This is a genomic window from Paenibacillus sp. J31P13, assembly GCF_056269295.1.
Window position 1 is genome coordinate 470144 of sequence record NZ_JBWDNR010000001.1, and the last position, 23491, is coordinate 493634.

Genomic DNA, 23491 nt, shown 5'->3' on the forward strand with positions numbered 1-23491 from the left:
GATATGGACATGATGGTCATATTATTATCAATTGGTGCCTCTTTTTTGCTAGCGGTTTTGCTCGGACCATTGTTCATACCGTTGCTTAGACGTCTGAAGTTTGGTCAGCAAATTCGTACAGAGGGTCCTCAAAGTCATTTGAAGAAAAGCGGAACGCCAACAATGGGCGGCATTATCATTATGCTTGCTCTCATGATCGCCTTCTTGAAATTTTCCGATAAAACACCGGAGTTTTGGGTGCTTCTTACGGCATCGCTTGGTTTCGGACTCGTTGGATTTCTAGATGACTATATTAAAATTGTTTTTAAAAGATCGCTTGGACTTACAGCAGGTCAAAAGCTATTCGGACAGCTGCTATTTTCCATCATTGTCTGCGCGATGCTGTACAACATGAATCATAGTACCGAGATTACGGTTCCGGGTACAGGATGGGGTTTTGATCTTGGCTGGTTTTATTATCCGTTAGTCGTTATTATTATGTTTGCAGCGAGTAATTCCGTTAACTTTACGGATGGGGTTGACGGCTTGTTGGCAGGTACTAGCGCGATTGCTTTCGGTGCTTTTACCGTAGTGGCTTTGCAAACCTCCGCTCACGAGTCGGCTGTGTTCTCCGCAGCTATGGTTGGCGCTGTACTCGGATTTCTTGTGTTCAATGCTCATCCAGCGAAAGTGTTTATGGGTGATATGGGCTCACTCGGCATCGGCGGCGGTATTGCGGCGGTGGCGATTTTGACGAAGATGGAGCTGCTTCTCATTATTATCGGCGGAGTTTTTGTTCTGGAGATGCTGTCGGTGATATTGCAGGTTGGTTCCTTCAAGCTGAGGGGCAAGCGGATTTTTAAAATGAGTCCGATTCATCATCATTTCGAGCTGAGCGGCTGGTCGGAGTGGAAGGTTGTTACCGTCTTCTGGTCCGTAGGTTTAGTTTTGGCGGCAATTGGTTTATTATTCGTTATATAAAATAAAAAATGCTCAGAAACGGCTTCTGCATCATTGAAGCCGTTTCATGTATCCATAGAAGGGACTGTCTGTTATGAATCATCCGGCATCTTATCAAGGCCGCCGTGTCGTTGTGTTAGGCTTGGCTAGAAGTGGAGTAAGCGTTGCGAAGGTGTTTCACCAAATGGGCGCTGAAGTTGTTGTGAATGACAAAAAAGAACGTGAATTATGCCCCGAAGCGGATGAATTGACTGCTTTGGGCATTTCTGTGCTATGCGGTTCACATCCAGATGATTTAATTACTTCGGAAACCGCGTTATTGATCAAAAATCCAGGTATTCCCTATTCATCGCCTCCTGTGGAAAAAGCTGCCCAGCTAGGCGTTGAAATCATTACGGAAGTAGAAGCAGCCTACTGGTTGTCGCCTGCGCCTATTATCGGCATTACAGGCTCCAACGGAAAGACCACTACGACAACTTGGCTCGGCGAGATGCTCAGCGCAGCAGGCATGAAGGCGATTGTAGCTGGAAACATCGGCCGTCCGCTTTGTGAAGCAGCAATGGAGGCAACGGAGGATCAGTGGATTGTTGCAGAGCTGAGCAGCTTTCAGTTAAAAGGGACAAACTCCTTCCGGCCGCGTATCGCCTTGCTGCTGAACATTGCAGAAACGCATCTCGATTATCACGGCGATATGGATGACTATGTGAACTCCAAGGTGAAGCTGTTTGACAACCAGACAGAGGAAGATGTTGCGGTTATTAATTGGGATGATCCAGAATGTCGGGCGATTTCAGAATTTCTAGTCGCACAGCTGTTTCCGTTCTCTTTATATGACAGACTTGAAGCAGGCATATATATAGATCCTCCTTACGAGAGAGAGCCTGTATCACTTTCTGAGGAAGGGACAGTTGATAGACAAATCGTATTCCGTCAAGGAGACGGTGTTGAAATTACGATATTGCCAGTGGATGAGCTAGGTATACCAGGACGTCACAACGCCGCTAACGCGCTTGCGGCTATAGCGGCTAGTTTGGCTGCTGGCGCTTCTCCGGAACAGCTTATAGAGCCGCTGAGAGAGTTTGGTGCAGTAGAGCATCGGCTGGAGTTCGTGCGGGAAGTAAATGAGGTCAAATATTACAATGATTCAAAAGCGACTAATCCTGTTGCAACGACAACTGCGATTCAATCGTTCACAGCTCCGATCATATTAGTAGCTGGAGGACTTGACCGCGGATCGGACTATATGGAGCTTGTTCCTATTTTCCGCGATCGGCTGAGAGGGATCGTAGCGTTTGGCCAAACGCGTGAGAAGCTCGCTCATGTTGCAGAGCTCGCAGGTTTAGCTAAGGTGGAAATCGTCGAACCTAATGAGGACGCCGAATCCGTTCTCCAGCAAGCCGTGAAGCAAGCAGCTGCTCTGGCAGAGCCGGGTGATATTGTTCTGTTATCCCCAGCGTGTGCCAGCTGGGATATGTTTGCATCTTACGAGCAAAGAGGACGCATTTTTAAAGATTCGGCGCATACCTTGTAAGTAGGGGGCATGTCCCTACTTTCCCATGCTAAGAGGTGTGTTCGCTATGGTTAAAGCGCGTTCTGCCCCGGATATTTGGATGCTGGCTGCGATTGGGCTTATTCTCTCCATCGGGTTGATTATGGTTTACAGCGCTAGCGCTGTGCTCGCTTTTCACGAGTTCGGTGATCGTTTTTATTTTGTGAAACGTCAAGTTTTATTTGCTGGGCTTGGAGTAGGGGCATTAATATTTACGATGAATACCCCTTATACCATATGGAAAAAATGGGCGCCTATGGCTTTGCTTGTTTGTTTTGGACTGCTCATTCTCGTACTTATACCTGGTGTCGGCGTCGTACGGGGCGGGGCGCGCAGCTGGCTTGGCATCAGCTCTTTCGGTATTCAGCCGTCTGAGTTTATGAAGTTGGCGATGATTCTATTTCTGTCAAAATGGCTTTCAGAGAAGCAGCAAACGATTACGCTATTTACAAAAGGGCTATTGCCGCCGCTTGGTTTGGTTGGACTAGCATTTGGGCTCATTATGCTTCAGCCTGATTTGGGTACTGGGGCAGTTATGATGGTAGCCTCTTTGCTGTTGATTTTTACGGCAGGTGCTAGACTCACGCATTTGGGAGGCTTAGCGCTTATCGGCGTAGCAGGCTTCGTTGGACTCATTATCGCAGCCCCATATCGGCTGAAGCGTATAACATCCTTCCTCGATCCATGGTCAGATCCGTTAGGTGGAGGGTATCAAATTATACAGTCCTTGTTCGCTATTGGACCAGGGGGTCTAGTAGGCTTAGGACTGGGCATGAGCCGTCAAAAATACAGTTATTTGCCTGAGCCGCAAACGGATTTTATTTTCTCGATATTAGCAGAAGAGTTAGGCTTCATTGGCGGAGTAACGCTAATATTATTGTTTTTGGTTGTGGTATGGAGAGGCGTGCGTGCGGCAATCGCAGCACCTGATACCTTTGGCAGTTTGCTTGCTGTTGGTATAACTGGAATTATAGGCGTTCAAGTATTGATCAATATCGGGGTAGTCATCGGCATGATGCCCGTAACCGGCATTACGCTGCCTCTTGTTAGCTATGGCGGCTCATCACTTACCTTGCTGCTGACAGCGTTAGGTATCTTACTTAATATCTCGCGTTATTCCCGTTGAGCTTTTTTGTGGGAGTTACGCTCATTATTACATGAAGTTGGATTCATCCAAATTATGAGAATAACGAAATACCGGATTAATTTAATCCGGTATTGTCTATGTATAGAAGAGCGATCCATGTGCATCTTTATATGACTACAGACTTATTTTCGGCATCCGCTGCGAAACGTTTATAGGTAAGGCCAACGAAAGGTTGATTTGAGAAGGGCATGGTTTGAAGCTTCCAGGCATAAATGGCTGACAAATAGGCGATTGTCACACAAAAACCGGCAAGGGCATAGGATACACTATATTCGTGACCGTCGCCCTGAAGGAGCGGTTGTTACAACGAACGTATTCCCAATCATAGCCGCTGAGCTTTGATTGGAATACAGAAGAATCGCATCGGAATCAGCTGTGCAAAACCTAAAGCCCATGCTTACGAAGTGGTTTTGCTTCGCAAAACCTAAGCTCATGCTTACGAAGTGGTTTTGCTTCGCAAAACCTTTAGGAGGTTCGACCTAATGGAAGCATTTAAAGCGGAATTGGAACAAGCCGATCTTGGCGAAGTTTTGTATAATGAGCCGCTAACAAACTATACAACTTGGAAAATCGGCGGACCTGCCGACATACTTATCCTCCCTCGAAGCAAGGAAGATTTGATAAACGCTGTACGGTTGGTGCAAAAGCATCAAGTGGCGTGGACGAATCTAGGTCGAGGTTCAAACATGCTGGTTAGTGATAAAGGGATTCGCGGCGTTGTAATTAAACCTCATAAAGGGTTAGATTACGTGCGTTTTGAAGGATCGCAAGCGATTGCTGGCGCTTCTTATTCGTTTATTAAGCTAGCAGTTATGGCCGGCAAGGAAGGGCTGACTGGTCTTGAATTCGCGGGGGGAATTCCGGGTACGGTAGGCGGAGCCGTCTATATGAATGCTGGCGCGCATGGGTCGGATGTGTCACGTATTTTCAAATATGCTGACATTGTTCTGGAGACAGGAGAATTGGTTCGCTGCGAAAGAGAGGATATGTGCTTTTCTTACCGTCATTCCATTCTGCATAAACAAAAGGGAGTAGTCGTTGAGGCTGCTTTCGAATTAGAACAGGGAGAACGGAAAGAAATTTCATCCATGATGGCCTCTTACAAAGAGAGACGGCTACGTACACAACCGCTGCAGCTGGCATGTGCTGGAAGTGTATTCCGCAATCCGCCAAATGATTTTGCCGCGAGGCTCATCGAGGAAGCGGGTTTAAAGGGTTATCGTCTCGGAGGCGCACAAGTATCCCCGCAGCATGCCAATTTTATCGTCAATTCGGATCAATCGACTGCTGAAGACGTTCTCGCCCTCATGAAACATATACAAAACACCGTTCAGGACCGCTACGGCATCCTGTTGGTGCCGGAAGTATTGGTGGTGGGTGAGCGGTAACTTGGAGGTGATACATTGGACAAATTGGTGATTGAAGGTGGGAAACCTCTCTCAGGAACCATAGTTATCCAAGGAGCGAAAAATGCCGCTTTGCCGATATTGGCTGCCAGTTTGCTGGCTGAAGGCACAACAACTTTAGATCACGTGCCCGATTTATTAGATATCGACGTTATGCTAAACATTTTACGCGAATTAGGATGCCGCGCTGAGCATACGGGAGGTACCGTTGTGCTGGATACTGAATCTGCACATACACCCCACGTGCCGGAATCGTTAATGAAACAGATGCGCTCTTCTATTTTTCTTATGGGTCCGTTGCTCGCTAGATTTGGCGAGGCTCAAGTTTACCAGCCAGGCGGATGCGCGATCGGGGAACGGAAAATAGATCTGCATCTGGAAGGCTTGCAGGCGCTTGGAGCAGAAATCGAAGAATTCGGCAACCGTATCGTGTGCCGTGCAGATAAACTGCGAGGCGCAGATATTCATCTAAGCTTCCCGAGTGTTGGGGCCACTGAAAACATTATGATGGCCGCAGCTTTGGCTGAAGGCCGAACTACGATTAGCAATGCGGCTCGAGAGCCGGAAATTCAAGATTTGCAACGTTTTCTAAATACGATGGGCGCGAAGATTATGGGTGCTGGAACAGACACGATAACGATAGACGGGGTACAGTCGCTAACACCATGTCGTTATAAGGTTATTCCGGACCGAATAGTCGCAGGGACCATAATGGTTGCTGCCGCCGCAACACGCGGTCAGGTGACGCTTCTAAATACACAACCCGCGCACTTATCTTCCTTGATTCATGTTATGCGCCGTGCAGGTGTTCAAATCATTGTCGACGGTGATATAATTAAAGTCGGCAATGCATCCAGACCTCGAGCTGTTGAAAGAATCGTTACTTCTCCATATCCTGCCTTTCCAACGGATTTGCAGTCTCAGGTGATGGTGCTGCTTACTCTTGCAGATGGTGTGAGCGTATTAAAGGAAACGATTTTTGAGGGCCGACTGAAGCATGTGGATGAATTATCCCGTATGGGCGCCGATATTCGTGTAGATATGAATGCTGCTTTTATACGCGGTGTGCCTAGACTATACGGTGCAACCGTTGAAGCTACCGATTTGCGGGCTGGAGCCGCGCTGGTAATCGCTGGTTTAGCAGCGCAAGGAAAGACGGTTGTGGAGCAAATTCATCACATTGATAGAGGCTATGAGAAAATCGAACTCATGTTGTCAAGGCTAGGTGCACGCATATCACGTTATGCACCTGTTCCTAATAACTAATTCTATGCAATTGAGCAGCAAGATAGAAACAGCCGGTAGACCTCTTTAGCGAAGTTTTCTTGCTAAGCGGGGCCATCCGGATGTTTTTTGGGGAAGGAAGGGACAAGCTATGAGCACTGGTATGCCTGTGCTGAAGGAACCTAAGCGTAAACGAATGGGCAGCCGCAGGCTGTTGACCATTCTCATACTTTTGTTTATTGCTCTGCTTGCTGTATTGTTTTTCAACTCTTCAATCAGCAAAATATCAGATATTCAAATTGAGGGAATGAGATTCGCTACGCAAGAGGAAGTTGGAGAGGCTGCTGCCATATTGGTCGGCGATGCTTTTTTCAAAACCTCCTCCGCTACGATAGAAGAGAGAGTCCGCAAGCTTCCGCAAATTAATAAAGCAACCGTAACGAAAACATTCCCAGGAATCATTAAAATTACGGTAGAGGAATTTCCGGCGGTAGCGTTCGAACTGTCAAGTCAAGGTGAGATGACTGCGCTCTTGTCAAATGGAACGAGTATCAGTGCCAGCAATGATGAGCTCATGCTTGTGGACAAGCCGGTTCTTTCAGGCTGGTCGCCTGATGATCCTGTAAAGGCGGAGCTAACGAGTGAGCTTGGACTAATTCCAATGAAGCAGCTGTCTGATCTATCAGAAATAACGCCATATCCATCATCGGCTTACCCTGATCGAATTATCATTTATACGAGGACGAAATTTGAAGTGGTGACCGCTGTATCTGTGCTTAAAGAGAAAATTGATGCGCTGAATGCTGTTATCGAAATTCAAGAACCTGGTAAGATTACAATGCTCTTAGCAGACACATATGTTCCCTTCAATATTGAAAGTCTAGAAAATATGGATGATGATCAAAAAGAGACTACTCAATAGGCTGAAAGAATGGTAGAATTTTAGTTATCGCATTTATACTGGATGAAGTTCGATTACAACAGGTGTTTTAAGACGCCGCAAGGGGCGGCGATCGACAACAAATGAGAGTATTATGAAAAATTTGTTGAAAAAAGAGGGAAAATATTAAAGGCGTTGAATATGTAAAAAGACCTTTTACATATGGAAAATAAATTTTTATTGAAACGGAGGTGCCGCAAGTTGAGCAGCAACGACATCATCGTCAGTTTGGACATCGGTACATCCAAAGTTCGTGCTATTATTGGTGAAATGAATAATGGATCCATTAATATTATTGGAGTTGGATCTGCCGACTCAGAGGGTATTCGCAAGGGAGCAATTGTAGATATTGACCAAACCGTAAAATCGATTCGCAGTGCAATAGAGCATGCGGAAAGAATGGTCGGTATTCAAATATCAGACGTTTATGTTGGAATACAGGGCAATCATATTGCACTGCAAACTAACCGTGGCGTTGTTGCAGTATCCAACGAGGATCGCGAAATTGGTGAGGAAGATATTGAACGCGTCCTGCAAGCAGCGAAGGTAGTTGCGCTGCCGCCAGAACGTGAAATTATTAATTTAGTGCCAAAGCAGTATCTGGTAGACGGATTGGAAGGCATTTCTGATCCGCGCGGCATGATTGGAGTCCGTCTTGAGGTTGAAGCGACAATCGTCACGGGGACGAAGACTGCAATACATAATCTTATGCGCTGTGTGGAGAAAGCAGGACTTCGAATTTCTGGGGTCATCTTGTTATCACTTGCTTCCGGCGTCATGTCGCTGACTAAAGATGAGAAAATGATAGGCACTGTGCTTACCGATATCGGAGCTGGCTCCTGTACGATAGCGATTTATGATCAAGGAGGTCTAGCGGCTACATCTACATTGCCAATCGGCGGTGAATATGTAACGAATGACATCGCTTATGGACTGCGGACTCAAAGTGACCAGGCTGAGAAAATTAAACTGAAATACGGATGCGCGAATGTGAATGATGCTGCTGAAGATGTGAAGTTTAAAGTGAATCGCATGGGAAGCAATGCAGAGAAGGAATTCTCTCAAATTGACCTTGCTAGCATAATCGAACCGCGTATGCAGGAAATCTTCCATATGGTTCGCCAAGAGGTTCGTAGACTTGGTTATGGAGATAAAGTGAATGGTTACGTTCTCACTGGAGGTTCCGTATCTATGCCGGGAACGCTGGCTTTGGCTCAAATTGAGCTTGAGTCTTCCGTTAGAATTGCATTGCCGGATTATATCGGAGTAAGAGACCCAGCTTTTAGCAGCGGCGTTGGCATGATACAATACGTTTCTAAGTATATGGGAGCTCGCGGAACTGGAGCAGTGAAGAAAACGGCAAGCCGCAAAGCAACTCCAGCACCTACATCTAAACCTGGTATGTTTGAGCGTTTAAAAAGTATGTTCAATGAGTTTATTTAAAAATATAAGATAATATAAGTTTCACCGTCATAGGACGCTTATATTTTACCGCGAAACGTTGCTATTTCCGTCTGATAGACGGTGCGGGCAGTTTACGCTTGACTGGGGGACAATGAAAGATGTTGGAATTCGACTTTGAGCTTGAGCAGCTTGCTCAAATAAAAGTTATAGGTGTAGGCGGGGGGGGCAGTAATGCAGTCAACCGTATGATTGAGAATGGAGTTAAAGGCGTTGAGTTTATTACGGTAAATACCGATGCTCAGGCGCTTCATTTGGCCAAATCAGAGCATAAGCTGCAAATCGGTGATAAGCTGACGCGCGGACTAGGTGCTGGTGCTAATCCTGATGTTGGCAGCAAGGCTGCTGAGGAATCTCGCGAAATTATTATGAACCAGCTAAAGGGCTCCGACATGGTGTTTGTTACAGCAGGCATGGGCGGAGGTACGGGAACAGGCGCGGCACCGGTCATTGCTGAAATTGCACGTGAATGTGGTGCGCTGACGGTTGGCGTGGTAACGCGCCCCTTTACCTTCGAAGGACGCAAGCGTGCTGGACAAGCAGAGCTCGGTATCGAAGCGCTTAAGGAAAAAGTAGATACACTCATTGTTATTCCTAATGATCGCTTGCTTGAAATTGTTGATAAGAAAACCCCGATGCTTGAAGCTTTCCGCGAAGCGGATAATGTGCTTCGTCAAGCTGTACAAGGCATATCTGATCTAATCCAAGTTCCTGGACTTATCAACCTTGACTTTGCAGACGTGAAGACGATCATGACGGAGCGCGGCTCTGCATTGATGGGTATCGGGATTGCTACAGGTGAGAATCGGGCTGCTGAAGCAGCAAGAAAAGCCATTATGAGTCCATTGCTAGAAACATCCATTGACGGCGCTCGCGGCGTTATCATGAACATTACTGGCGGAAGCAATCTTTCACTCTATGAAGTGAATGAAGCAGCGGAAATCGTTATTTCAGCTTCCGACCCAGATGTGAATATGATTTTCGGTGCCATTATCGACGAGGAACTGAAGGATGAAATTAAAGTAACCGTTATTGCAACGGGCTTTGAACATAAGCCTCCAACAGCACGCCGTATGCCTCAGCAGCAGCCAGAGGCGGTTGATACTAGACAACAAGGGAACAACGCCCCTGTAAAGCCTTTCGGTACTTCTAATACGTCTAGCGATCAGCTTGAAATTCCAGCGTTCCTGCGTAATCGTCCTCGCGGAGATCGCTAATCCATTTTCACCTTAACGCCTAACCGGCTTGACCGGTTAGGCGTTTTTTTTTTTAAGAAAGAGTGCGCAACTAGTAATCCGTTTCTTCTTCCAGATTGACTAGAAACGACAAATTAATTAAAAGTCAATAACAGAATGAACGGTAAAAAAGTAATGGAAATGTACTGTGGCGCTCGTGCGAACTTTAAACCAGTAGCAATATTCATTCAAACTTCCTATTTACAGAGGATTAAGAGGAACAGTTGGAAGGCTTGTCCGACTTCAGTCATGGCGGTTTTTATACCTCTACTCGACAAAAAAAGATGTGTCATGCTGTCATGAATAGACAGACTTTGAAATGGGTTTTTAATATACTAGTCTCAATCGTTCTCCCGGGTGCCGGCTGCAGGCCCGTTTGCCGACAGTTGCAGGAAGGTGGCCGAAATGGCTGTTTATGTGGATGTTATGTTTTTGCGAGAGATGCTCGTTGACGGTGCTATTCTATTAACTACGGCCTGGGCACGTCATTTTAAGCCAAAGCCTTGGAGGGTGCTGTCCGCTTCTGCTGTCGGAGCATGTTATGTTGTCTTGATGTTTTTTCCGCAGCTTTCTTTTTTATTTACATTAGCCGTAAAGGTATCCATGTCTTTCTTAATTGTTTGGATCGCGTTTGGTTTTCCGTCCATGCAGCACTTTCTTCGGAATGTAGCAACGTTTTATGCGGTTAACTTTGTAGCTGCCGGTGCGGTTCTTGGACTGTATTATTTGTTTATGCAAGGCTCTGGCGAGGTTTGGAGGACGATTACGTTCGTTAATGGCAGTATGCATGTGGAACTAAAAATGGGATTGTTTTATCTGGTTGCTGCGTTTTGTATTGGACTGTATATATACCGTACCGTATTGACGCAAAAAAGAGAGAGGGAGCTGGTGCACACTCATTTGGCAGATGTCAAAATAACAATTGGTGAGCGCATTCAAACCTGCGTTGGCTTGATTGATACCGGAAATCAGCTCTATGACCCGCTGACCCGGACACCGGTTATGGTGATGGAGGCTGCTTTATGGCAAGAAGATTTGCCCGAATCGTGGTTGAATAGCATACGTGATGCACAAGTAGATCGACTTGTGGCGGGAATGGATGAACAGCCTTTCAAATGGCAAGATCGGCTCCGCCTTGTTCCTTTCAGAGGAGTCAACCGAGGATCACAATTCATGCTAGCGATCAAACCGGATGCGGTTGAGGTAACTAGGGAAGGACAAGTTTTTGAGACGCGAAAGGTGCTAATCGGACTTGACGGCGGCAAGCTGACGTCTGATGGGGCTTATCATGCGATTATCCATCCGTCAATGGTACAGCAGTAAAGCTCGTATGCTCATACAATCGAGGAGGGATGGGCCAGATGCTCGTCAAATATAAATTGATCCTGCAGTTATATTATTATCGTGTTATGTTTTTATTCGGATTAAAAAGTGAAGAGATATATTATATTGGCGGCAGTGAAGCGCTTCCGCCCCCATTAACACGTGAAGAAGAAGAATATTTGCTGGAAAAGCTGCCTACAGGTGATACGGCCATTCGTGCGATGCTTATTGAACGTAATTTAAGATTGGTGGTCTATATTGCACGTAAGTTTGAAAATACCGGCATTCATATTGAAGATCTCGTATCGATAGGCGCAATTGGACTGATAAAGGCGGTTAATACTTTTGATCCTGAAAAGAAGATCAAGCTAGCCACCTATGCCTCGCGTTGTATCGAAAATGAAATATTGATGTATTTGCGCCGCAATAGCAAGACACGTACCGAGGTTTCTTTTGACGAGCCGCTTAATATTGACTGGGATGGGAATGAGCTTCTTCTGTCAGACGTGCTTGGAACCGAGAATGATACCATTTACCGCAATATTGAAGAGCAAGTTGACCGCAAGCTGCTGCATAAAGCACTGGATAAACTTTCTGAAAGAGAAAGAATTATTATGGAGCTTCGCTTTGGACTCGCTGATGGCGAGGAGAAGACACAAAAGGATGTTGCAGACCTTCTTGGCATTTCTCAATCATATATTTCTCGCTTAGAAAAACGAATCATTAAAAGGCTTCGCAAGGAATTTAACAAAATGGTTTAGCCTTTTTTTGCCTCGTGTTGATGTCGATTAATGTCGCATTAGGAATAAAAAGACCTCCCAAGGAGATAATGTACATTAATGTTTCTCCTTGGGAGGTAATCACGTTGACCCGAAATAAAGTCGAGATCTGTGGAGTGGATACCGCGAAACTGCCTGTCCTAAATAATGTCGAAATGCGAGAGTTGTTTACGGCATTGCAAACCCGCAACGAGTGGGCAGCAAGAGAGAAATTAGTTAACGGCAATCTAAGACTTGTTCTTAGCGTTATACAACGGTTTAACAATAGGGGAGAGTTTGTAGACGACTTATTTCAAGTCGGCTGCATCGGACTTATGAAGGCGATAGATAATTTCGACCTTAGTCAAAATGTCAAGTTTTCCACCTATGCCGTACCGATGATTATCGGAGAAATACGCCGTTACTTGCGAGACAACAACCCCATACGCGTATCGCGGAGCTTAAGGGACATTGCCTATAAGGCACTTCAAGTAAGAGACAGCTTGACCAACAAAAATTCACGTGAGCCGACGATTTTTGAAATATCGGAAGCGTTGAATGTGCCGAAGGAAGATGTTGTTTTTGCGCTGGATGCTATTCAAGATCCTGTGTCACTGTTTGAACCGATCTATCATGACGGCGGAGATCCTATTTATGTGATGGATCAGATCAGCGATGAGCGAAATAAAGATGTCTCGTGGATTGAAGAGATAGCGCTTCGAGAAGCGATGACAAAGCTTAATGATCGGGAAAAAATGATTTTGTCGATGCGGTTTTTTGATGGTAAGACGCAAATGGAGGTTGCCGATGAGATCGGCATCTCACAAGCTCAGGTATCACGGTTAGAGAAATCAGCTATTCAGCAAATGCAAAAGCATGTTAAAACATAAAGAAACGGTGCCGAGAGGCACCGTTTCTTTATGTTTTAACATGCCTAATTATTTTTGTCTAAGGTAGGACATTTTGGGCGATTTGCTCATATAGTTATAGGAGAGATAAACGGACGATCACTCTGTTGAAAAGTGGTGAGCAGAATTGAAAATTTCAGATTTTCAGACGAAAGACGTTATCAATATTGTTGACGGGAAAAAGCTCGGCCAAATAACGGATTTGGAGCTAGATTTGAGGCAGGGTCGTATCGATTCTATAGTGATTCCTCAATATACAAGGTTTTTTGGAATTTTTGGAAACGGCGGTACAGAGGTTGTTATTCCTTGGCGGAACATTGTGAAGATTGGGACAGATGTTGTACTGGTCAGAATGGATGATACAAAAACGCTGCGCACGGAGGAAGATGATTTGCACGCTCGCTCGTAACACGGTAAAATGTGTCTATGTTTACGAGGGGAGTTGCTGGCATAATGGAAGCTTTTGAACCTATGAAGTTATCGAAGGGTCCTTCGCTTTTTTTATTATCCCAATGGGAGACTCTTTATGATGGGCTAACGGTCGGTTTTACAGGAAGAGACGGCGGAGTAAGTACGAAACCATGGGAATCTTTAAATATGGGTCTGCATGTAGGCGATTTGGATGAAGCAGTCATTGCTAATCGCAAGCTCGTAACGAGCGCAATTGATTGGCCTTTTGAAGCGTGGACTTGTGCCGAACAGGTGCATGGAAATAGAGTCTTTGAGGTAAAAGAAGATGATCGGGGGAAGGGGAGAGCAGCGCTTTCGGATGTCATTAAGGATTGTGATGCCATTATGACGAATAAACCTAATGTGCTGCTGACCTCTTTTTATGCAGATTGCGTCCCTCTTTATTTCTACGATCCCGAGCATGGAGCCGTAGCGCTTGCGCATGCTGGCTGGAAGGGAACGGTACAGTCAATCGCTTCTGAAACGATTGAAGCGATGACAAGAGCTTATGGAACGAAACCAGAACAGCTCGTAGCGGCAATCGGTCCGTCTATTGGAAGCTGCTGCTATGAGGTTGATGGACCTGTTATCGGGCAGGTGCAGCAGCTTCTTGTTTCTCTTGATGTTACCGAGAATGAGTCGGAATTGCTGATGAAATTAGAGGCAAACGGCAAAGCAAACTTGAACTTGAAAGAAATAAACCGACAGATTATGATAAAAGCAGGAATTTTGCCGATCCATATCGAATTAACACAGTGGTGCACTGGATGCAGGGGAGATTTATTTTTTTCTCATCGCATGGAAGGTGGCCCTACCGGCCGAATGGCCAGCTGGATCGGCATTCGGGAGAGGTGAAACATGTCGACTACATTAGAAAATAGGATGCTGCTAGTTGAAGAACGAATCAAGCAAGCGTGCGAGCGGTCAGGACGCAGCAGAGATGATGTTCAAATTATTGCAGTTACGAAATACGTTTCGTTAGAGACGACTAGGGATGCATTTAAGCATGGCTTTCGTCATCTAGGGGAAAATCGTTGGCAGGATGCGCAGGCTAAATGGGAAGCTATTAGCGGTAGTGACGAACTGCCTGTAGATGGACAACCTATCTGGCATTTTATTGGATCCTTGCAAACGAATAAAGTGAAGGACGTCATCGGGAAATTTACATACATGCATTCGCTGGACAGGCTGTCTTTAGCCGAAGCGATTGACAAACGCGCCTCTCAGCTGGGTATTATCGTTCCTTGTTTTATTCAAGTCAATGTTTCTGGAGAGGATTCCAAGCATGGCATGGAGCCAGATAAGGTACTCTCATTCGTAGAACAGCTGGGACAGTATCCATCATTGAAGCCAATTGGATTAATGACGATGGCTCCGTATGAGGCTGAACCAGAGCAAACCAGAACGGTTTTTCGAGCGCTTCGCGAGCTGCGTGATGATTTACAGAAGAGCAGTCCGCAAGCGGAAACCATAACCCAATTATCAATGGGCATGTCGAATGATTTTGAAGTAGCTATTGAAGAAGGGGCGACATGGATTCGACTTGGTACGATACTAGTAGGGAAAGAGGAGGTTTAAAAGATGAGCGTAATGAACAAATTTATGAACTTTCTTGGATTGCAAGAGGAAGAAGAAGTTGTAGAGCGTGAGAGAGTAATACAGCAGGATGAACAAGAAGCTGAAACTTCTCCGTTCGAAGCACGTAAAACTACGAAGAGTAATAACGTCGTTAGCATTCATTCACAGAAAAATGTTCGGGTCGTCCTTAGCGAGCCCCGTTCCTATGATGAAGCGCAGGAGATTGCAGACCATTTGCGTTCACGACGTGCTGTTATTGTGAATTTGCAACGAGTTCGAACTGACCTGGCTGTTCGGATTGTTGATTTCCTTAGCGGTACAGTGTACGCTTTAAGCGGTAGCATCTCTAAGCTTGGTCCTAATATTTTTCTATGTACGCCTGATTCAGTAGAAATTCAAGGTGCCATAACGGAAATGCTAGCGGAGGAGAACGATTACAACAAAATGAGGTGACCTTGAATATGAATCAAATTTCCAACATTATTATGTCTCTGCAAAGCATTTACACCTTCATGATTATTGGGTACGTGCTCCTTTCTTGGCTGCCCAACGCCCGTGAAAGCTTCATCGGAGTTTTTCTCGGCAAGCTCGTTGAACCGTACTTAGGCGTTTTCAGAAGATTTATACCGCCAATTGGGGGTATGCTTGATCTTTCTCCGATTCTAGCCGTATTTGCATTGCGTTTTATCGCATTCGGTTTGATTGCGGTCTTTGACTTCTTTATTTAAAGGAATGAAATCGTATGAAACAAGGCATATATGACCATTTCCACCCGGACGAGAAACCATTCATCGACCGGGCGATGGAATGGATAGATCGGTCCGCACAGCAGCATGAGCTGAAGCGGACCGATTTTTTAGACCCTAGACAAGCGCAAATTGTGACGATGCTGGCCAACCGGAATCAGGATGTCATCATTCGTTTAGATGGTGGTTATGAAGGAGCAGAACGTCAACGAGCCATTATTGCGCCAGATTACCGCATCTTGGATGATGAGCCTATTGGCATCTCTGTACTGGCAGTGAACGGTCCCGGACAAGCTGAGCTGGAGCTAGATCATGGTGATTTTCTAGGTGCGCTTCTAGGGCTCGGTATTAAACGTGATCGTATTGGTGACATTCATGTGCATGAACAGTTTTGCCATATCGTAGTCATGGATGAAATAGCTGATTATTTGGATGTACATCTTAGGCAGGTGCATCGGATAAGTGTGCTAACGGATGTTATTCCTCTTTCAGAGCTGAAGGCAGTTCGTCCAAAGCTGGAGGAGATGAGTTTATCCGTTGCTTCTATGCGTTTGGATGGTATCGCAAGTGATGTTTATCGGATCAGCCGCTCCAAAATTGTCGATCCTATTCGTGCGGGCAGATGCAGGGTAAACTGGAAGTTTGAAGAGGACCCATCGAAGCAGCTGCGCGAGGGTGACGTGATCTCTTTTAAAGGATTAGGTCGTTTTAAGGTACAAGAAGTAGATGGCGTGACAAAAAAAGGCAGGATTCGCGTCAAGATTGGTAAATTTATTTAATGGTTTGCAGGATTTCATCTATGGTTGTCGAATGTGTTCTCATCAAATACTGTGATCCGGTTACCTGATTCACAAATACCTTGAGGAGGTGTCCCAATGCCGTTATCGCCATTGGACATACATAACAAAGAGTTTGGTCGGAGACTGCGCGGCTATGACGAAGATGAAGTGAATGAGTTTCTTGATCAGGTCATCAAAGACTATGAATCGCTCATTCGTGATAATAAAGAGCTGCAAAATCAAGTTCTTGGCTTGCAGGAAAGATTAAATCATTTTACGAATATTGAAGATTCGCTTAGCAAGACCATCATTGTTGCTCAAGAAGCAGCTGATGAGGTTAGAAGCAATGCGAAGAAGGAAGCTCAGCTAATCATTAAGGAATCGGAGAAGAATGCCGATCGAATCATTAATGATTCTCTTTCCAAATCACGCAAAGTTTCGCTTGAGGTGGAAGAGCTTAAGAAGCAAGCATCTGTATATCGTGCAAGGTTCCGTACACTCGTTGAAGCGCAGCTTGAGCTGCTTGCAGTTGATGGCTGGGATACATTGGAGCCTCAGCATGCTAGAGCAACGGAGAGACAAACCGACAGACAATCAGAGCATGAGCTGTTGAGAGGCTAGTCCGAGCATAATTGGACGATATGCCATTTGACAATTAACCTGATCTTAAGCTATAACTAATAGTAATTAATCTATGATCTAAACTTCGTTGATGAGAACGAGTACGTTTTGGGTTCACTCCTCAGAGAGCCGGCGGCAGCTGAAAGTCCGGTGTGTGAGCTATTGCGGAATATCCTCTCTGAGAAGCGGCGCCCAACCTGCGAAAGCAGCAGTAAGTGCTGACGGCTGTCCCCCGTTACAGGGAACGCGAACAACATGTTCGCGACTAAGGTGCCGCATAATACACAATTCATTTGAATTGCTCGTATTTATTTGCTTCTCAGCTGAAATGGAGCTGTAAGCGCGGAACAAGGGTGGTAACGCGACTAAGCCTCGTCCCTTCTCATAGGGATGAGGCTTTATTTTTGTTTAAATTAGGAGGCTGGAACGATGCAACGCGTAGACGTAAAGGAACGTGCCCGCAGCCGTGAGCTGCGCGTACTGGAACAATGGAAAAAAGATGATACTTTCAAAAAATCAATTGCAAATCGTGAAGGCAAACCGAACTTTGTATTTTATGAAGGGCCTCCGACAGCTAATGGAGCGCCGCATATCGGTCATGTGCTTGGCCGTGTAATCAAAGATTTTATTTGCCGCTACAAAACAATGGATGGCTATCGAGTTATCCGTAAAGCAGGCTGGGATACCCACGGTCTACCCGTTGAACTAGGTGTTGAGAAGCAGCTAGGCATCTCCGGTAAGCAAGAAATCGAGGAGTATGGCGTCGAGAAATTCGTGAAAAAATGCAAAAACAGTGTATTTGAATACGAGAAGCAATGGCGTGAGCTAACGGAAGCTATTGCGTATTGGACAGATTTGGATAATCCATACATTACACTGAAAAATGAATACATCGAGAGTGTTTGGCATATTTTATCCACGATTCATGGCAAAGGATTACTGTACCGCGGACATCGCGTAAGCCCTTATTGCCCGGATTGTCAAACTACCCTTAGCTCACATGAGGTTGCTCAGGGCTATGAGGACGTGAAGGATCTAAGCGCCACAGCGAAATTCAAGCTTACAGATTCTGGAGAATACGTTCTTGCTTGGACGACAACACCTTGGACGCTACCTGCCAATGTTGCGCTTGCTGTAAATCCAGAAATTGATTATATTCGCGCTTCCAAAAACGGTGAGGTTTACATCGTAGCGCAAAACCTAGCGGAGAGCGTGCTTAAGGATGATTATGAAACCTTATCCGTTGTAAAGGGCGCAGAGCTTGTTGGACTAAGCTACGAGCCGCCATTCCGTTATGTGCCAGTTGAGAAGGGACATATTGTCATTGCTGGTGAATTCGTCAGTGACACGAGCGGTACAGGTATCGTTCATATCGCGCCGGCTCATGGTGAGGATGATTACCGTGTGTCACGTGAGAATGGAATCAGCATGCTTAGCGTTGTTGATCTTGCTGGACGTTATATTCCTGAGGTAACGGACTTTGCTGGGCGTTTCGTTAAGGACAGCGAGCTTGATATCGACATCGTAAAAAATCTTAGCGAGCGCGGTTTGCTTTACTCCAAAGAGCGTTATGTGCATAGCTACCCATTCTGCTGGCGCTGCAAAACGCCATTGATTTATTACGCAATGGAGAGCTGGTTCATTAAGACAACAGCGGTTAAGGATCAACTAATTGCTAACAACAACAGCGTAGACTGGTATCCAGGTCATATCCGTGAAGGACGCTTCGGCAAATTCCTTGAAGATTTGGTTGACTGGAATATTAGCCGTAACCGTTACTGGGGAACACCGCTCAATGTATGGGTTTGTGATGTGACAGGCAAGGAATATTCACCTAGCAGCATCGCTGACTTGCGTGCAATGGCAATCGGAGATGTGCCGGAGGATATTGAGCTTCATAAGCCTTATGTCGATGACATTAAGCTGAAGTCGCCATTTGCTGAAGGTGCAGAGATGACACGCACGCCGGAAGTTATCGATGTATGGTTTGACAGCGGCTCAATGCCTTTCGCTCAGCATCATCATCCATTTGAGAATGAAGAGCAGTTCGCGGAGCAGTATCCTGCTGATATTATCTGCGAAGGAATAGACCAAACACGCGGCTGGTTCTACAGTCTGCTTGCCGTTTCTACTTTGTACAACGGTAAGGCTCCATACAAAGCTGTTATTTCAACAGGACATATTCTGGATGAGAACGGTCAGAAAATGTCTAAGTCGAAAGGCAATGTTATTGATCCTTATGAGATTATTAATGAATACGGAACAGACGCATTCCGCTGGGCATTGCTATCTGATAGCGCGCCTTGGAATAGTAAACGTTTCTCACGCGGTATTGTTGGCGAAGCTAAATCGAAGGTTATTGATACAATCGTGAATACACATGCATTCTTTGCTCTTTATGCATCTATTGACGGTTATGATTTTAATGCGCATGCTGAAGTCAAATCAGAGAACAAGCTTGATCGTTGGATTATTTCAAGGTTGAACAGCTTGATCAGCTCAGTCAACAAAGGTCTTGCGGTTAATGACTTCCTTAACCCAGCTAGATCGATTGAAGTTTTTGTTGATGAGCTAAGCAACTGGTATATCCGTCGTTCACGTGATCGTTTCTGGGGAAGCGGGCTTTCAGAGGATAAATTGGCTGCTTACCAAACCTTGCGCAGCGTATTGCTAACACTTTCTCGTCTAATCGCTCCATATGCTCCACTGCTTGCTGAGGATGTATTCGGCAACTTGGGCGGAGAAGGTAGCGTGCATTTGACGGATTATCCGAAGGCTGATGAATCCGCAATCGATGAGAAGCTGGAGCGTGATATGGAAAGCGCGAAGCAAATCGTTGAGTTGGCGCGTAATGTACGTAATGAAACGGGCATCAAAACTCGTCAGCCTTTGTCCGAGTTAATCGTATCGCTTGATCGCGATTTTGATGTGGCTGGTTATGAAGACATCATCAAGGACGAGATCAATGTGAAAGCGATTCGGGTACAAACCTCCGATAGCGGCTTTGTAGATTTCACATTAAAGCTGAATCTTAAAATTGCCGGCAAAAAATACGGCAAGCATGTTGGGCCAATTCAAGGACAACTGAAAGGACTCAGTGCGGAGCAAACGAGTGTTATTGTAAATGGCGGCACCTTTGATTTCACAACTGCTGACGGCGAACAGCTCGCCATTACAGTTGATGAATTATTGGTTGAGAAACAAGCGAAGTCAGGCTTTGCTTCTGCTTCAGGCAATGGCGTAACCGTAGCTTTGAATACAGATATTACAGCGGAGCTTGAGCAAGAGGGCTGGGTTCGTGAAGTGATTCGTGCGGTTCAGGATACGCGGAAAAAACGTGACCTGCCAATTGAGAAAAGAATTGATCTCGTTCTGAATGTGGATAGCGAGCTGAAGACTGCTCTTGAGGCGTTTACTGGCGTTCTTCATGATAACGTCTTGCTTCAATCAGTGGCATATGAAGCCATGCCGGAAATGGAAAGAGTTGCGCTCGGTGAGAAGGAAATTGGAATTTTCATTCGAGGATAAGGATATAGTATAGAGGAATCTAACAAGCGAAAAACGAGGCCGCCTCCTTCCGGCTGCTGCATTAAGCGAGCATCTAGCCGCTTAAGCGCAATGGCTGAAAAGGATGGGCCTCGTTTTATTGTTTGACAAAGGAGATGCCTCGAATGAAACCAATGGATCCAAAGCAAACAAAGGATTTGGATGAATTGCAAACCTCGTTAAGCAGGCTCGATAAACGTCTGCAGCATATTGCAGCGGATATGGAGCGGACGGCAATAGCCGATTATGTGGATTTGTTAAATAGACCCAGAACGCTTATCTGGAAAAATCTATTGGCTGGAACGGCCCGAGGCGTTGGAATTGCCATTGGCTTTACCTTTTTTGCTGCAACTATTCTCTATGTGCTGCAAATTTTAGGCGCATTGAATTTGCCGATTATCGGCGACTATATTGCTGATATCGTTCGAATTGTTCAAATCCAGCTTGAAGGTAAAACATATTGATTCATCTTTAGGTCAGCCCTCATCATTATCCCTGTTTTCGAGACTGAGATCTCCTTCTTCATTTTCCATGTATTGTTCATACGCGTGATTGCGTACGATGTACACATGACGCCCTGTGATATCGGTTGCCAGAAAGCTTTCTATTGGCTCGACGAAGCCGTCATTTTCCTCGGCTTCAATGCCAACGAGCGAATAGTCTGTCACATCACGATTTTCAGACATAGCAGGCGTGTTAGAAGTGCCCCATTGTTCTACAATTTGCCATGCATCCTCACCGTCGAAGCCGTTAAAGTCATCTTCATCCCTGCTGGTTCGGCCGAATGGCTGAGCGAGTATGAGTTCTTCAACGGGTCTTCTTAGTGAAATATGCTGCCGCGGGGCATGCTCGATGCAATACAAGCAATCCGGTACGGCATCAAGCCGCTCCAATGGGATGGGCTCACTGCATGTGGCGCATATACCGTAAGTGCCATTTTTCATTGCATCAAGAGCGGCTTCAATGCGTGCTAAATGAAGCTCCTCCTGTTCAAGCAAGGCAATATCTTTTTCGCGTTCATAAAGCTCTGTTGCGGTATCGCCTGGATGATTGTCATTGGTTGAAAGCTCGCCTGTCTCATCACGAAGTGATTGACTGAGGCCATAATGATCATTATCAGCAAGCCGATGTTGAATTTCATTTTGTTCATCCAGCAGCCTGCTGCGAAGCAGCTTGAAATGATCATTTGTCGGGGTTGTCATATATAGCACCGTCCTTTGCACAAAACATCATTGCTGTACTAGCTTTTGCCGGAAGGAGCTTTTTCAGTATGGACTTCAATGGAAGAAGAGAAGGCATTTGCTGGCTCTACCTCAACTCAGTGTGCTACAATTAATTTCGATTAGCTTGTATACCGATTTTTTCAAGTGTTGCTTCACAAAAACTTAGGAGTGATCGAATGCGTTATTATTATTACTGGGTAGCTTTGCTTGTATTTATTCTTGATTTCGTTACCAAAAAGATTATTGCAACGCAATTAGTAATTAATGAGCAAATTAGCGTTATTGGCAATTTTTTCGTCATTACCTCGCATCGTAATCGCGGTGCCGCATTTGGTATTTTGCAGGAGCAACGTACGTTTTTTATTATCATTACACTTGTTATCGTATCGGGTGTTATTTGGTACATTCAAATGATGCGAAAAACAGCCAAGCCGTGGTTGCTAGTTGGCTTAGGTCTGGTGCTAGGCGGAGCTATTGGTAATTTTCTTGACCGCGCGCGTCATGGCGAGGTTGTTGACTTTTTATCATTCACGTTTGGCAGCTATCCATTTCCGATATTTAACATAGCGGATTCCGCTATCGTCTGCGGTGTAATACTAATCTTATTGGACACCTTGTTATCCGCAAAGGATGAGAAGAAGCGTTCGCAAAATGGAGAGGACAAGGAATCTAACAATCATGAGCAGCAACCTGTATAATGAAGAACCGTTGGAATGGATCGTAGAATCAGGACAAGCAGGAGAACGAGTAGATAAATTTGTAACAGACAGTATCGATGATGCTGGCGTTTCGAGAACACAGGTCCAGGAATGGATTAAAGCTGGCGCAGTATTGGTCGATGGGAAAGTAGCCAAAGCGAATGTAAAGGTGCTTGAGGATAACAAGGTAACGTTGCAAATCCCAGAGCCTGAAGATGCGGCTATCGTACCGGAAGCAATACCGCTTGAGGTTATTTATGAGGATACTGATTTGATTGTCATTAATAAGCCGCGCGGCATGGTCGTTCATCCAGCTCCAGGACATTCATCGGGAACGCTTGTGAATGCACTCATGCATCATTGCAAGGATCTATCGGGCATTAACGGTATGATCAGACCAGGGATTGTTCATCGTATCGACAAGGACACTACTGGCTTGCTTATGGCTGCCAAAAATGATTTGGCTCATGTCTCGTTAGCTGAACAATTGAAGGAGCATACCGTAACACGCAAATATATTGCGCTTGTTCATGGCAATTTGCCTCATGATCAAGGGACCATTGATGCGCCGATCGGCCGCGATCAAAATGATCGCAAGCTGTTCACAGTAACGGAGCGGAATAGCAGACATGCAGTAACGCATTTTGTAGTGTTGGAGCGATTAGGTGATTTTACAGTCGTCGAGCTTCAGCTTGAAACAGGACGCACGCATCAAATTCGTGTCCATATGAAGTATATTGGACATCCGCTTGCTGGTGATCCGGTATACGGAAGAAATAAAAATGTCGGTTTAAAAGGACAAGCATTGCATGCTGCAATTATTGGCTTTACACATCCGCGCAGCGGCGAAAGGCTGCAATTCGAGGTGCCTTTGCCGGCAGATTTCGAGCATGTTCTGAACAGCTTGCGATTAAGATAATTTCAAACGTGCAATAGTGCAAACTTTTCACCACATCCTTC

Annotated in this window: 24 protein-coding genes and 1 other annotated feature; of the genes, 22 read left to right on the forward strand and 2 right to left on the reverse strand. The window is 45.5% G+C overall.

Annotated features, from left to right (window positions below; genetic code table 11):
* The first annotated feature begins 3 nt into the window (after positions 1 to 3).
* The 3 genes from mraY (at position 4) to spoVE (ending at position 3614) form a co-directional block, all read left to right on the forward strand.
* Entirely contained in the window at positions 4 to 960 is a 957-nt protein-coding gene (mraY, locus tag AC0YOD_RS01865; protein WP_475797547.1) for a phospho-N-acetylmuramoyl-pentapeptide-transferase, read from the forward strand.
* 73 nt (positions 961 to 1033) lie between these two features.
* Positions 1034 to 2470 carry a UDP-N-acetylmuramoyl-L-alanine--D-glutamate ligase gene (gene murD, locus AC0YOD_RS01870; protein ID WP_475797548.1) on the forward strand — a complete coding sequence of 479 codons (1437 nt, stop codon included), beginning with the start codon at positions 1034 to 1036 and terminating at the stop codon, positions 2468 to 2470.
* Positions 2471 to 2516: 46 nt separating this feature from the next.
* The gene (gene spoVE, locus AC0YOD_RS01875) at positions 2517 to 3614 is read left to right on the forward strand and encodes a stage V sporulation protein E (RefSeq protein WP_475798340.1); all 1098 of its coding nucleotides are present in this window, start codon (positions 2517 to 2519) and stop codon (positions 3612 to 3614) included.
* Positions 3615 to 3901: 287 nt separating this feature from the next.
* On the opposite strand, the gene AC0YOD_RS01880 is transcribed toward spoVE, so the two are convergent.
* Positions 3902 to 4069, reverse strand: coding sequence for a hypothetical protein (locus tag AC0YOD_RS01880; RefSeq protein WP_475797549.1), 168 nt, complete (start codon positions 4067 to 4069; stop codon positions 3902 to 3904).
* 48 nt (positions 4070 to 4117) lie between these two features.
* Here AC0YOD_RS01880 and murB point away from each other — a divergent pair, with 48 nt between their 5' ends.
* The 17 genes from murB to AC0YOD_RS01965 all read left to right on the forward strand — a co-directional run bounded on the left by murB (position 4118) and on the right by AC0YOD_RS01965 (position 21074).
* The gene (murB, locus tag AC0YOD_RS01885; protein ID WP_475797550.1) at positions 4118 to 5023 is read left to right on the forward strand and encodes a UDP-N-acetylmuramate dehydrogenase; all 906 of its coding nucleotides are present in this window, start codon (positions 4118 to 4120) and stop codon (positions 5021 to 5023) included.
* 15 nt (positions 5024 to 5038) lie between these two features.
* Positions 5039 to 6307: a UDP-N-acetylglucosamine 1-carboxyvinyltransferase gene (murA, locus tag AC0YOD_RS01890; protein WP_475797551.1), complete on the forward strand. Its 1269-nt coding sequence runs from the start codon at positions 5039 to 5041 to the stop codon at positions 6305 to 6307.
* A gap of 109 nt (positions 6308 to 6416) precedes the next feature.
* Entirely contained in the window at positions 6417 to 7187 is a 771-nt protein-coding gene (locus AC0YOD_RS01895) for a cell division protein FtsQ/DivIB (RefSeq protein ID WP_475797552.1), read from the forward strand.
* A 219-nt stretch (positions 7188 to 7406) separates the two neighbouring features.
* Positions 7407 to 8648 (forward strand): cell division protein FtsA, encoded by a 1242-nt coding sequence (ftsA, locus tag AC0YOD_RS01900; RefSeq protein WP_475797553.1) that lies wholly within the window; start codon positions 7407 to 7409, stop codon positions 8646 to 8648.
* A gap of 119 nt (positions 8649 to 8767) precedes the next feature.
* Positions 8768 to 9883, forward strand: a complete 1116-nt coding sequence (gene ftsZ / locus AC0YOD_RS01905; protein ID WP_475797554.1) for a cell division protein FtsZ — start codon at positions 8768 to 8770, stop codon at positions 9881 to 9883.
* Positions 9884 to 10306: 423 nt separating this feature from the next.
* On the forward strand, positions 10307 to 11224 hold the full coding sequence (gene spoIIGA, locus AC0YOD_RS01910; RefSeq protein WP_475797555.1) for a sigma-E processing peptidase SpoIIGA: 918 nt from the start codon (positions 10307 to 10309) through the stop codon (positions 11222 to 11224).
* A 38-nt stretch (positions 11225 to 11262) separates the two neighbouring features.
* The gene (gene sigE / locus AC0YOD_RS01915) at positions 11263 to 11985 is read left to right on the forward strand and encodes an RNA polymerase sporulation sigma factor SigE (RefSeq protein WP_054027973.1); all 723 of its coding nucleotides are present in this window, start codon (positions 11263 to 11265) and stop codon (positions 11983 to 11985) included.
* Between the two features lie 104 nt (positions 11986 to 12089).
* Positions 12090 to 12872, forward strand: a complete 783-nt coding sequence (gene sigG / locus AC0YOD_RS01920) for an RNA polymerase sporulation sigma factor SigG (RefSeq protein ID WP_475797556.1) — start codon at positions 12090 to 12092, stop codon at positions 12870 to 12872.
* A 145-nt stretch (positions 12873 to 13017) separates the two neighbouring features.
* On the forward strand, positions 13018 to 13299 hold the full coding sequence (locus tag AC0YOD_RS01925; protein ID WP_475797557.1) for a YlmC/YmxH family sporulation protein: 282 nt from the start codon (positions 13018 to 13020) through the stop codon (positions 13297 to 13299).
* A gap of 62 nt (positions 13300 to 13361) precedes the next feature.
* Positions 13362 to 14195 (forward strand): peptidoglycan editing factor PgeF, encoded by an 834-nt coding sequence (pgeF, locus tag AC0YOD_RS01930; protein WP_475797558.1) that lies wholly within the window; start codon positions 13362 to 13364, stop codon positions 14193 to 14195.
* 3 nt (positions 14196 to 14198) lie between these two features.
* Entirely contained in the window at positions 14199 to 14918 is a 720-nt protein-coding gene (locus AC0YOD_RS01935) for a YggS family pyridoxal phosphate-dependent enzyme (RefSeq protein ID WP_475797559.1), read from the forward strand.
* 3 nt (positions 14919 to 14921) lie between these two features.
* Positions 14922 to 15371, forward strand: coding sequence for a cell division protein SepF (locus AC0YOD_RS01940; RefSeq protein WP_475797560.1), 450 nt, complete (start codon positions 14922 to 14924; stop codon positions 15369 to 15371).
* Between the two features lie 8 nt (positions 15372 to 15379).
* The gene (locus AC0YOD_RS01945) at positions 15380 to 15646 is read left to right on the forward strand and encodes a YggT family protein (protein ID WP_475797561.1); all 267 of its coding nucleotides are present in this window, start codon (positions 15380 to 15382) and stop codon (positions 15644 to 15646) included.
* A gap of 14 nt (positions 15647 to 15660) precedes the next feature.
* Positions 15661 to 16443 carry a YlmH family RNA-binding protein gene (locus AC0YOD_RS01950; protein WP_475797562.1) on the forward strand — a complete coding sequence of 261 codons (783 nt, stop codon included), beginning with the start codon at positions 15661 to 15663 and terminating at the stop codon, positions 16441 to 16443.
* 96 nt (positions 16444 to 16539) lie between these two features.
* Positions 16540 to 17064 (forward strand): DivIVA domain-containing protein, encoded by a 525-nt coding sequence (locus AC0YOD_RS01955; protein ID WP_475797563.1) that lies wholly within the window; start codon positions 16540 to 16542, stop codon positions 17062 to 17064.
* 79 nt (positions 17065 to 17143) lie between these two features.
* Positions 17144 to 17447, forward strand: a binding site (T-box leader).
* 46 nt (positions 17448 to 17493) lie between these two features.
* Positions 17494 to 20592: an isoleucine--tRNA ligase gene (ileS, locus tag AC0YOD_RS01960; RefSeq protein ID WP_475797564.1), complete on the forward strand. Its 3099-nt coding sequence runs from the start codon at positions 17494 to 17496 to the stop codon at positions 20590 to 20592.
* 143 nt (positions 20593 to 20735) lie between these two features.
* Positions 20736 to 21074, forward strand: coding sequence for a DUF5665 domain-containing protein (locus AC0YOD_RS01965; RefSeq protein WP_475797565.1), 339 nt, complete (start codon positions 20736 to 20738; stop codon positions 21072 to 21074).
* 12 nt (positions 21075 to 21086) lie between these two features.
* On the opposite strand, the gene AC0YOD_RS01970 is transcribed toward AC0YOD_RS01965, so the two are convergent.
* A complete protein-coding gene (locus tag AC0YOD_RS01970; protein ID WP_475797566.1) occupies positions 21087 to 21812 on the reverse strand; it encodes a TraR/DksA C4-type zinc finger protein in 726 nt (241 codons plus the stop codon).
* A gap of 197 nt (positions 21813 to 22009) precedes the next feature.
* Between AC0YOD_RS01970 and lspA the strand changes: the two genes are divergently transcribed.
* Together lspA and AC0YOD_RS01980 are read left to right on the forward strand one after the other, a co-directional pair.
* Positions 22010 to 22531: a signal peptidase II gene (gene lspA, locus AC0YOD_RS01975; protein WP_475797567.1), complete on the forward strand. Its 522-nt coding sequence runs from the start codon at positions 22010 to 22012 to the stop codon at positions 22529 to 22531.
* The gene (locus tag AC0YOD_RS01980) at positions 22512 to 23450 is read left to right on the forward strand and encodes an RluA family pseudouridine synthase (RefSeq protein ID WP_475797568.1); all 939 of its coding nucleotides are present in this window, start codon (positions 22512 to 22514) and stop codon (positions 23448 to 23450) included. The genes lspA and AC0YOD_RS01980 overlap by 20 nt, the downstream gene beginning before the upstream one ends.
* Positions 23451 to 23491 lie beyond the last annotated feature (41 nt).

What these genes read in the sequence shown, in the direction of transcription:
- mraY (WP_475797547.1), top strand. Translation starts at nt 4, where the DNA reads ATGGACATGATGGTCATATTATTATCAATTGGTGCCTCTTTTTTGCTA.
- murD (WP_475797548.1), top strand. Translation starts at nt 1,034, where the DNA reads ATGAATCATCCGGCATCTTATCAAGGCCGCCGTGTCGTTGTGTTAGGC.
- spoVE (WP_475798340.1), top strand. Translation starts at nt 2,517, where the DNA reads ATGGTTAAAGCGCGTTCTGCCCCGGATATTTGGATGCTGGCTGCGATT.
- AC0YOD_RS01880 (WP_475797549.1), bottom strand. Translation starts at nt 4,069, where the DNA reads ATGAGCTTAGGTTTTGCGAAGCAAAACCACTTCGTAAGCATGGGCTTT.
- murB (WP_475797550.1), top strand. Translation starts at nt 4,118, where the DNA reads ATGGAAGCATTTAAAGCGGAATTGGAACAAGCCGATCTTGGCGAAGTT.
- AC0YOD_RS01895 (WP_475797552.1), top strand. Translation starts at nt 6,417, where the DNA reads ATGAGCACTGGTATGCCTGTGCTGAAGGAACCTAAGCGTAAACGAATG.
- ftsZ (WP_475797554.1), top strand. Translation starts at nt 8,768, where the DNA reads ATGTTGGAATTCGACTTTGAGCTTGAGCAGCTTGCTCAAATAAAAGTT.
- spoIIGA (WP_475797555.1), top strand. Translation starts at nt 10,307, where the DNA reads ATGGCTGTTTATGTGGATGTTATGTTTTTGCGAGAGATGCTCGTTGAC.
- sigE (WP_054027973.1), top strand. Translation starts at nt 11,263, where the DNA reads ATGCTCGTCAAATATAAATTGATCCTGCAGTTATATTATTATCGTGTT.
- pgeF (WP_475797558.1), top strand. Translation starts at nt 13,362, where the DNA reads ATGAAGTTATCGAAGGGTCCTTCGCTTTTTTTATTATCCCAATGGGAG.
- AC0YOD_RS01935 (WP_475797559.1), top strand. Translation starts at nt 14,199, where the DNA reads ATGTCGACTACATTAGAAAATAGGATGCTGCTAGTTGAAGAACGAATC.
- AC0YOD_RS01940 (WP_475797560.1), top strand. Translation starts at nt 14,922, where the DNA reads ATGAGCGTAATGAACAAATTTATGAACTTTCTTGGATTGCAAGAGGAA.
- AC0YOD_RS01945 (WP_475797561.1), top strand. Translation starts at nt 15,380, where the DNA reads ATGAATCAAATTTCCAACATTATTATGTCTCTGCAAAGCATTTACACC.
- AC0YOD_RS01950 (WP_475797562.1), top strand. Translation starts at nt 15,661, where the DNA reads ATGAAACAAGGCATATATGACCATTTCCACCCGGACGAGAAACCATTC.
- AC0YOD_RS01955 (WP_475797563.1), top strand. Translation starts at nt 16,540, where the DNA reads ATGCCGTTATCGCCATTGGACATACATAACAAAGAGTTTGGTCGGAGA.
- ileS (WP_475797564.1), top strand. Translation starts at nt 17,494, where the DNA reads ATGCAACGCGTAGACGTAAAGGAACGTGCCCGCAGCCGTGAGCTGCGC.
- AC0YOD_RS01965 (WP_475797565.1), top strand. Translation starts at nt 20,736, where the DNA reads ATGAAACCAATGGATCCAAAGCAAACAAAGGATTTGGATGAATTGCAA.
- AC0YOD_RS01970 (WP_475797566.1), bottom strand. Translation starts at nt 21,812, where the DNA reads ATGACAACCCCGACAAATGATCATTTCAAGCTGCTTCGCAGCAGGCTG.
- lspA (WP_475797567.1), top strand. Translation starts at nt 22,010, where the DNA reads ATGCGTTATTATTATTACTGGGTAGCTTTGCTTGTATTTATTCTTGAT.
- AC0YOD_RS01980 (WP_475797568.1), top strand. Translation starts at nt 22,512, where the DNA reads ATGAGCAGCAACCTGTATAATGAAGAACCGTTGGAATGGATCGTAGAA.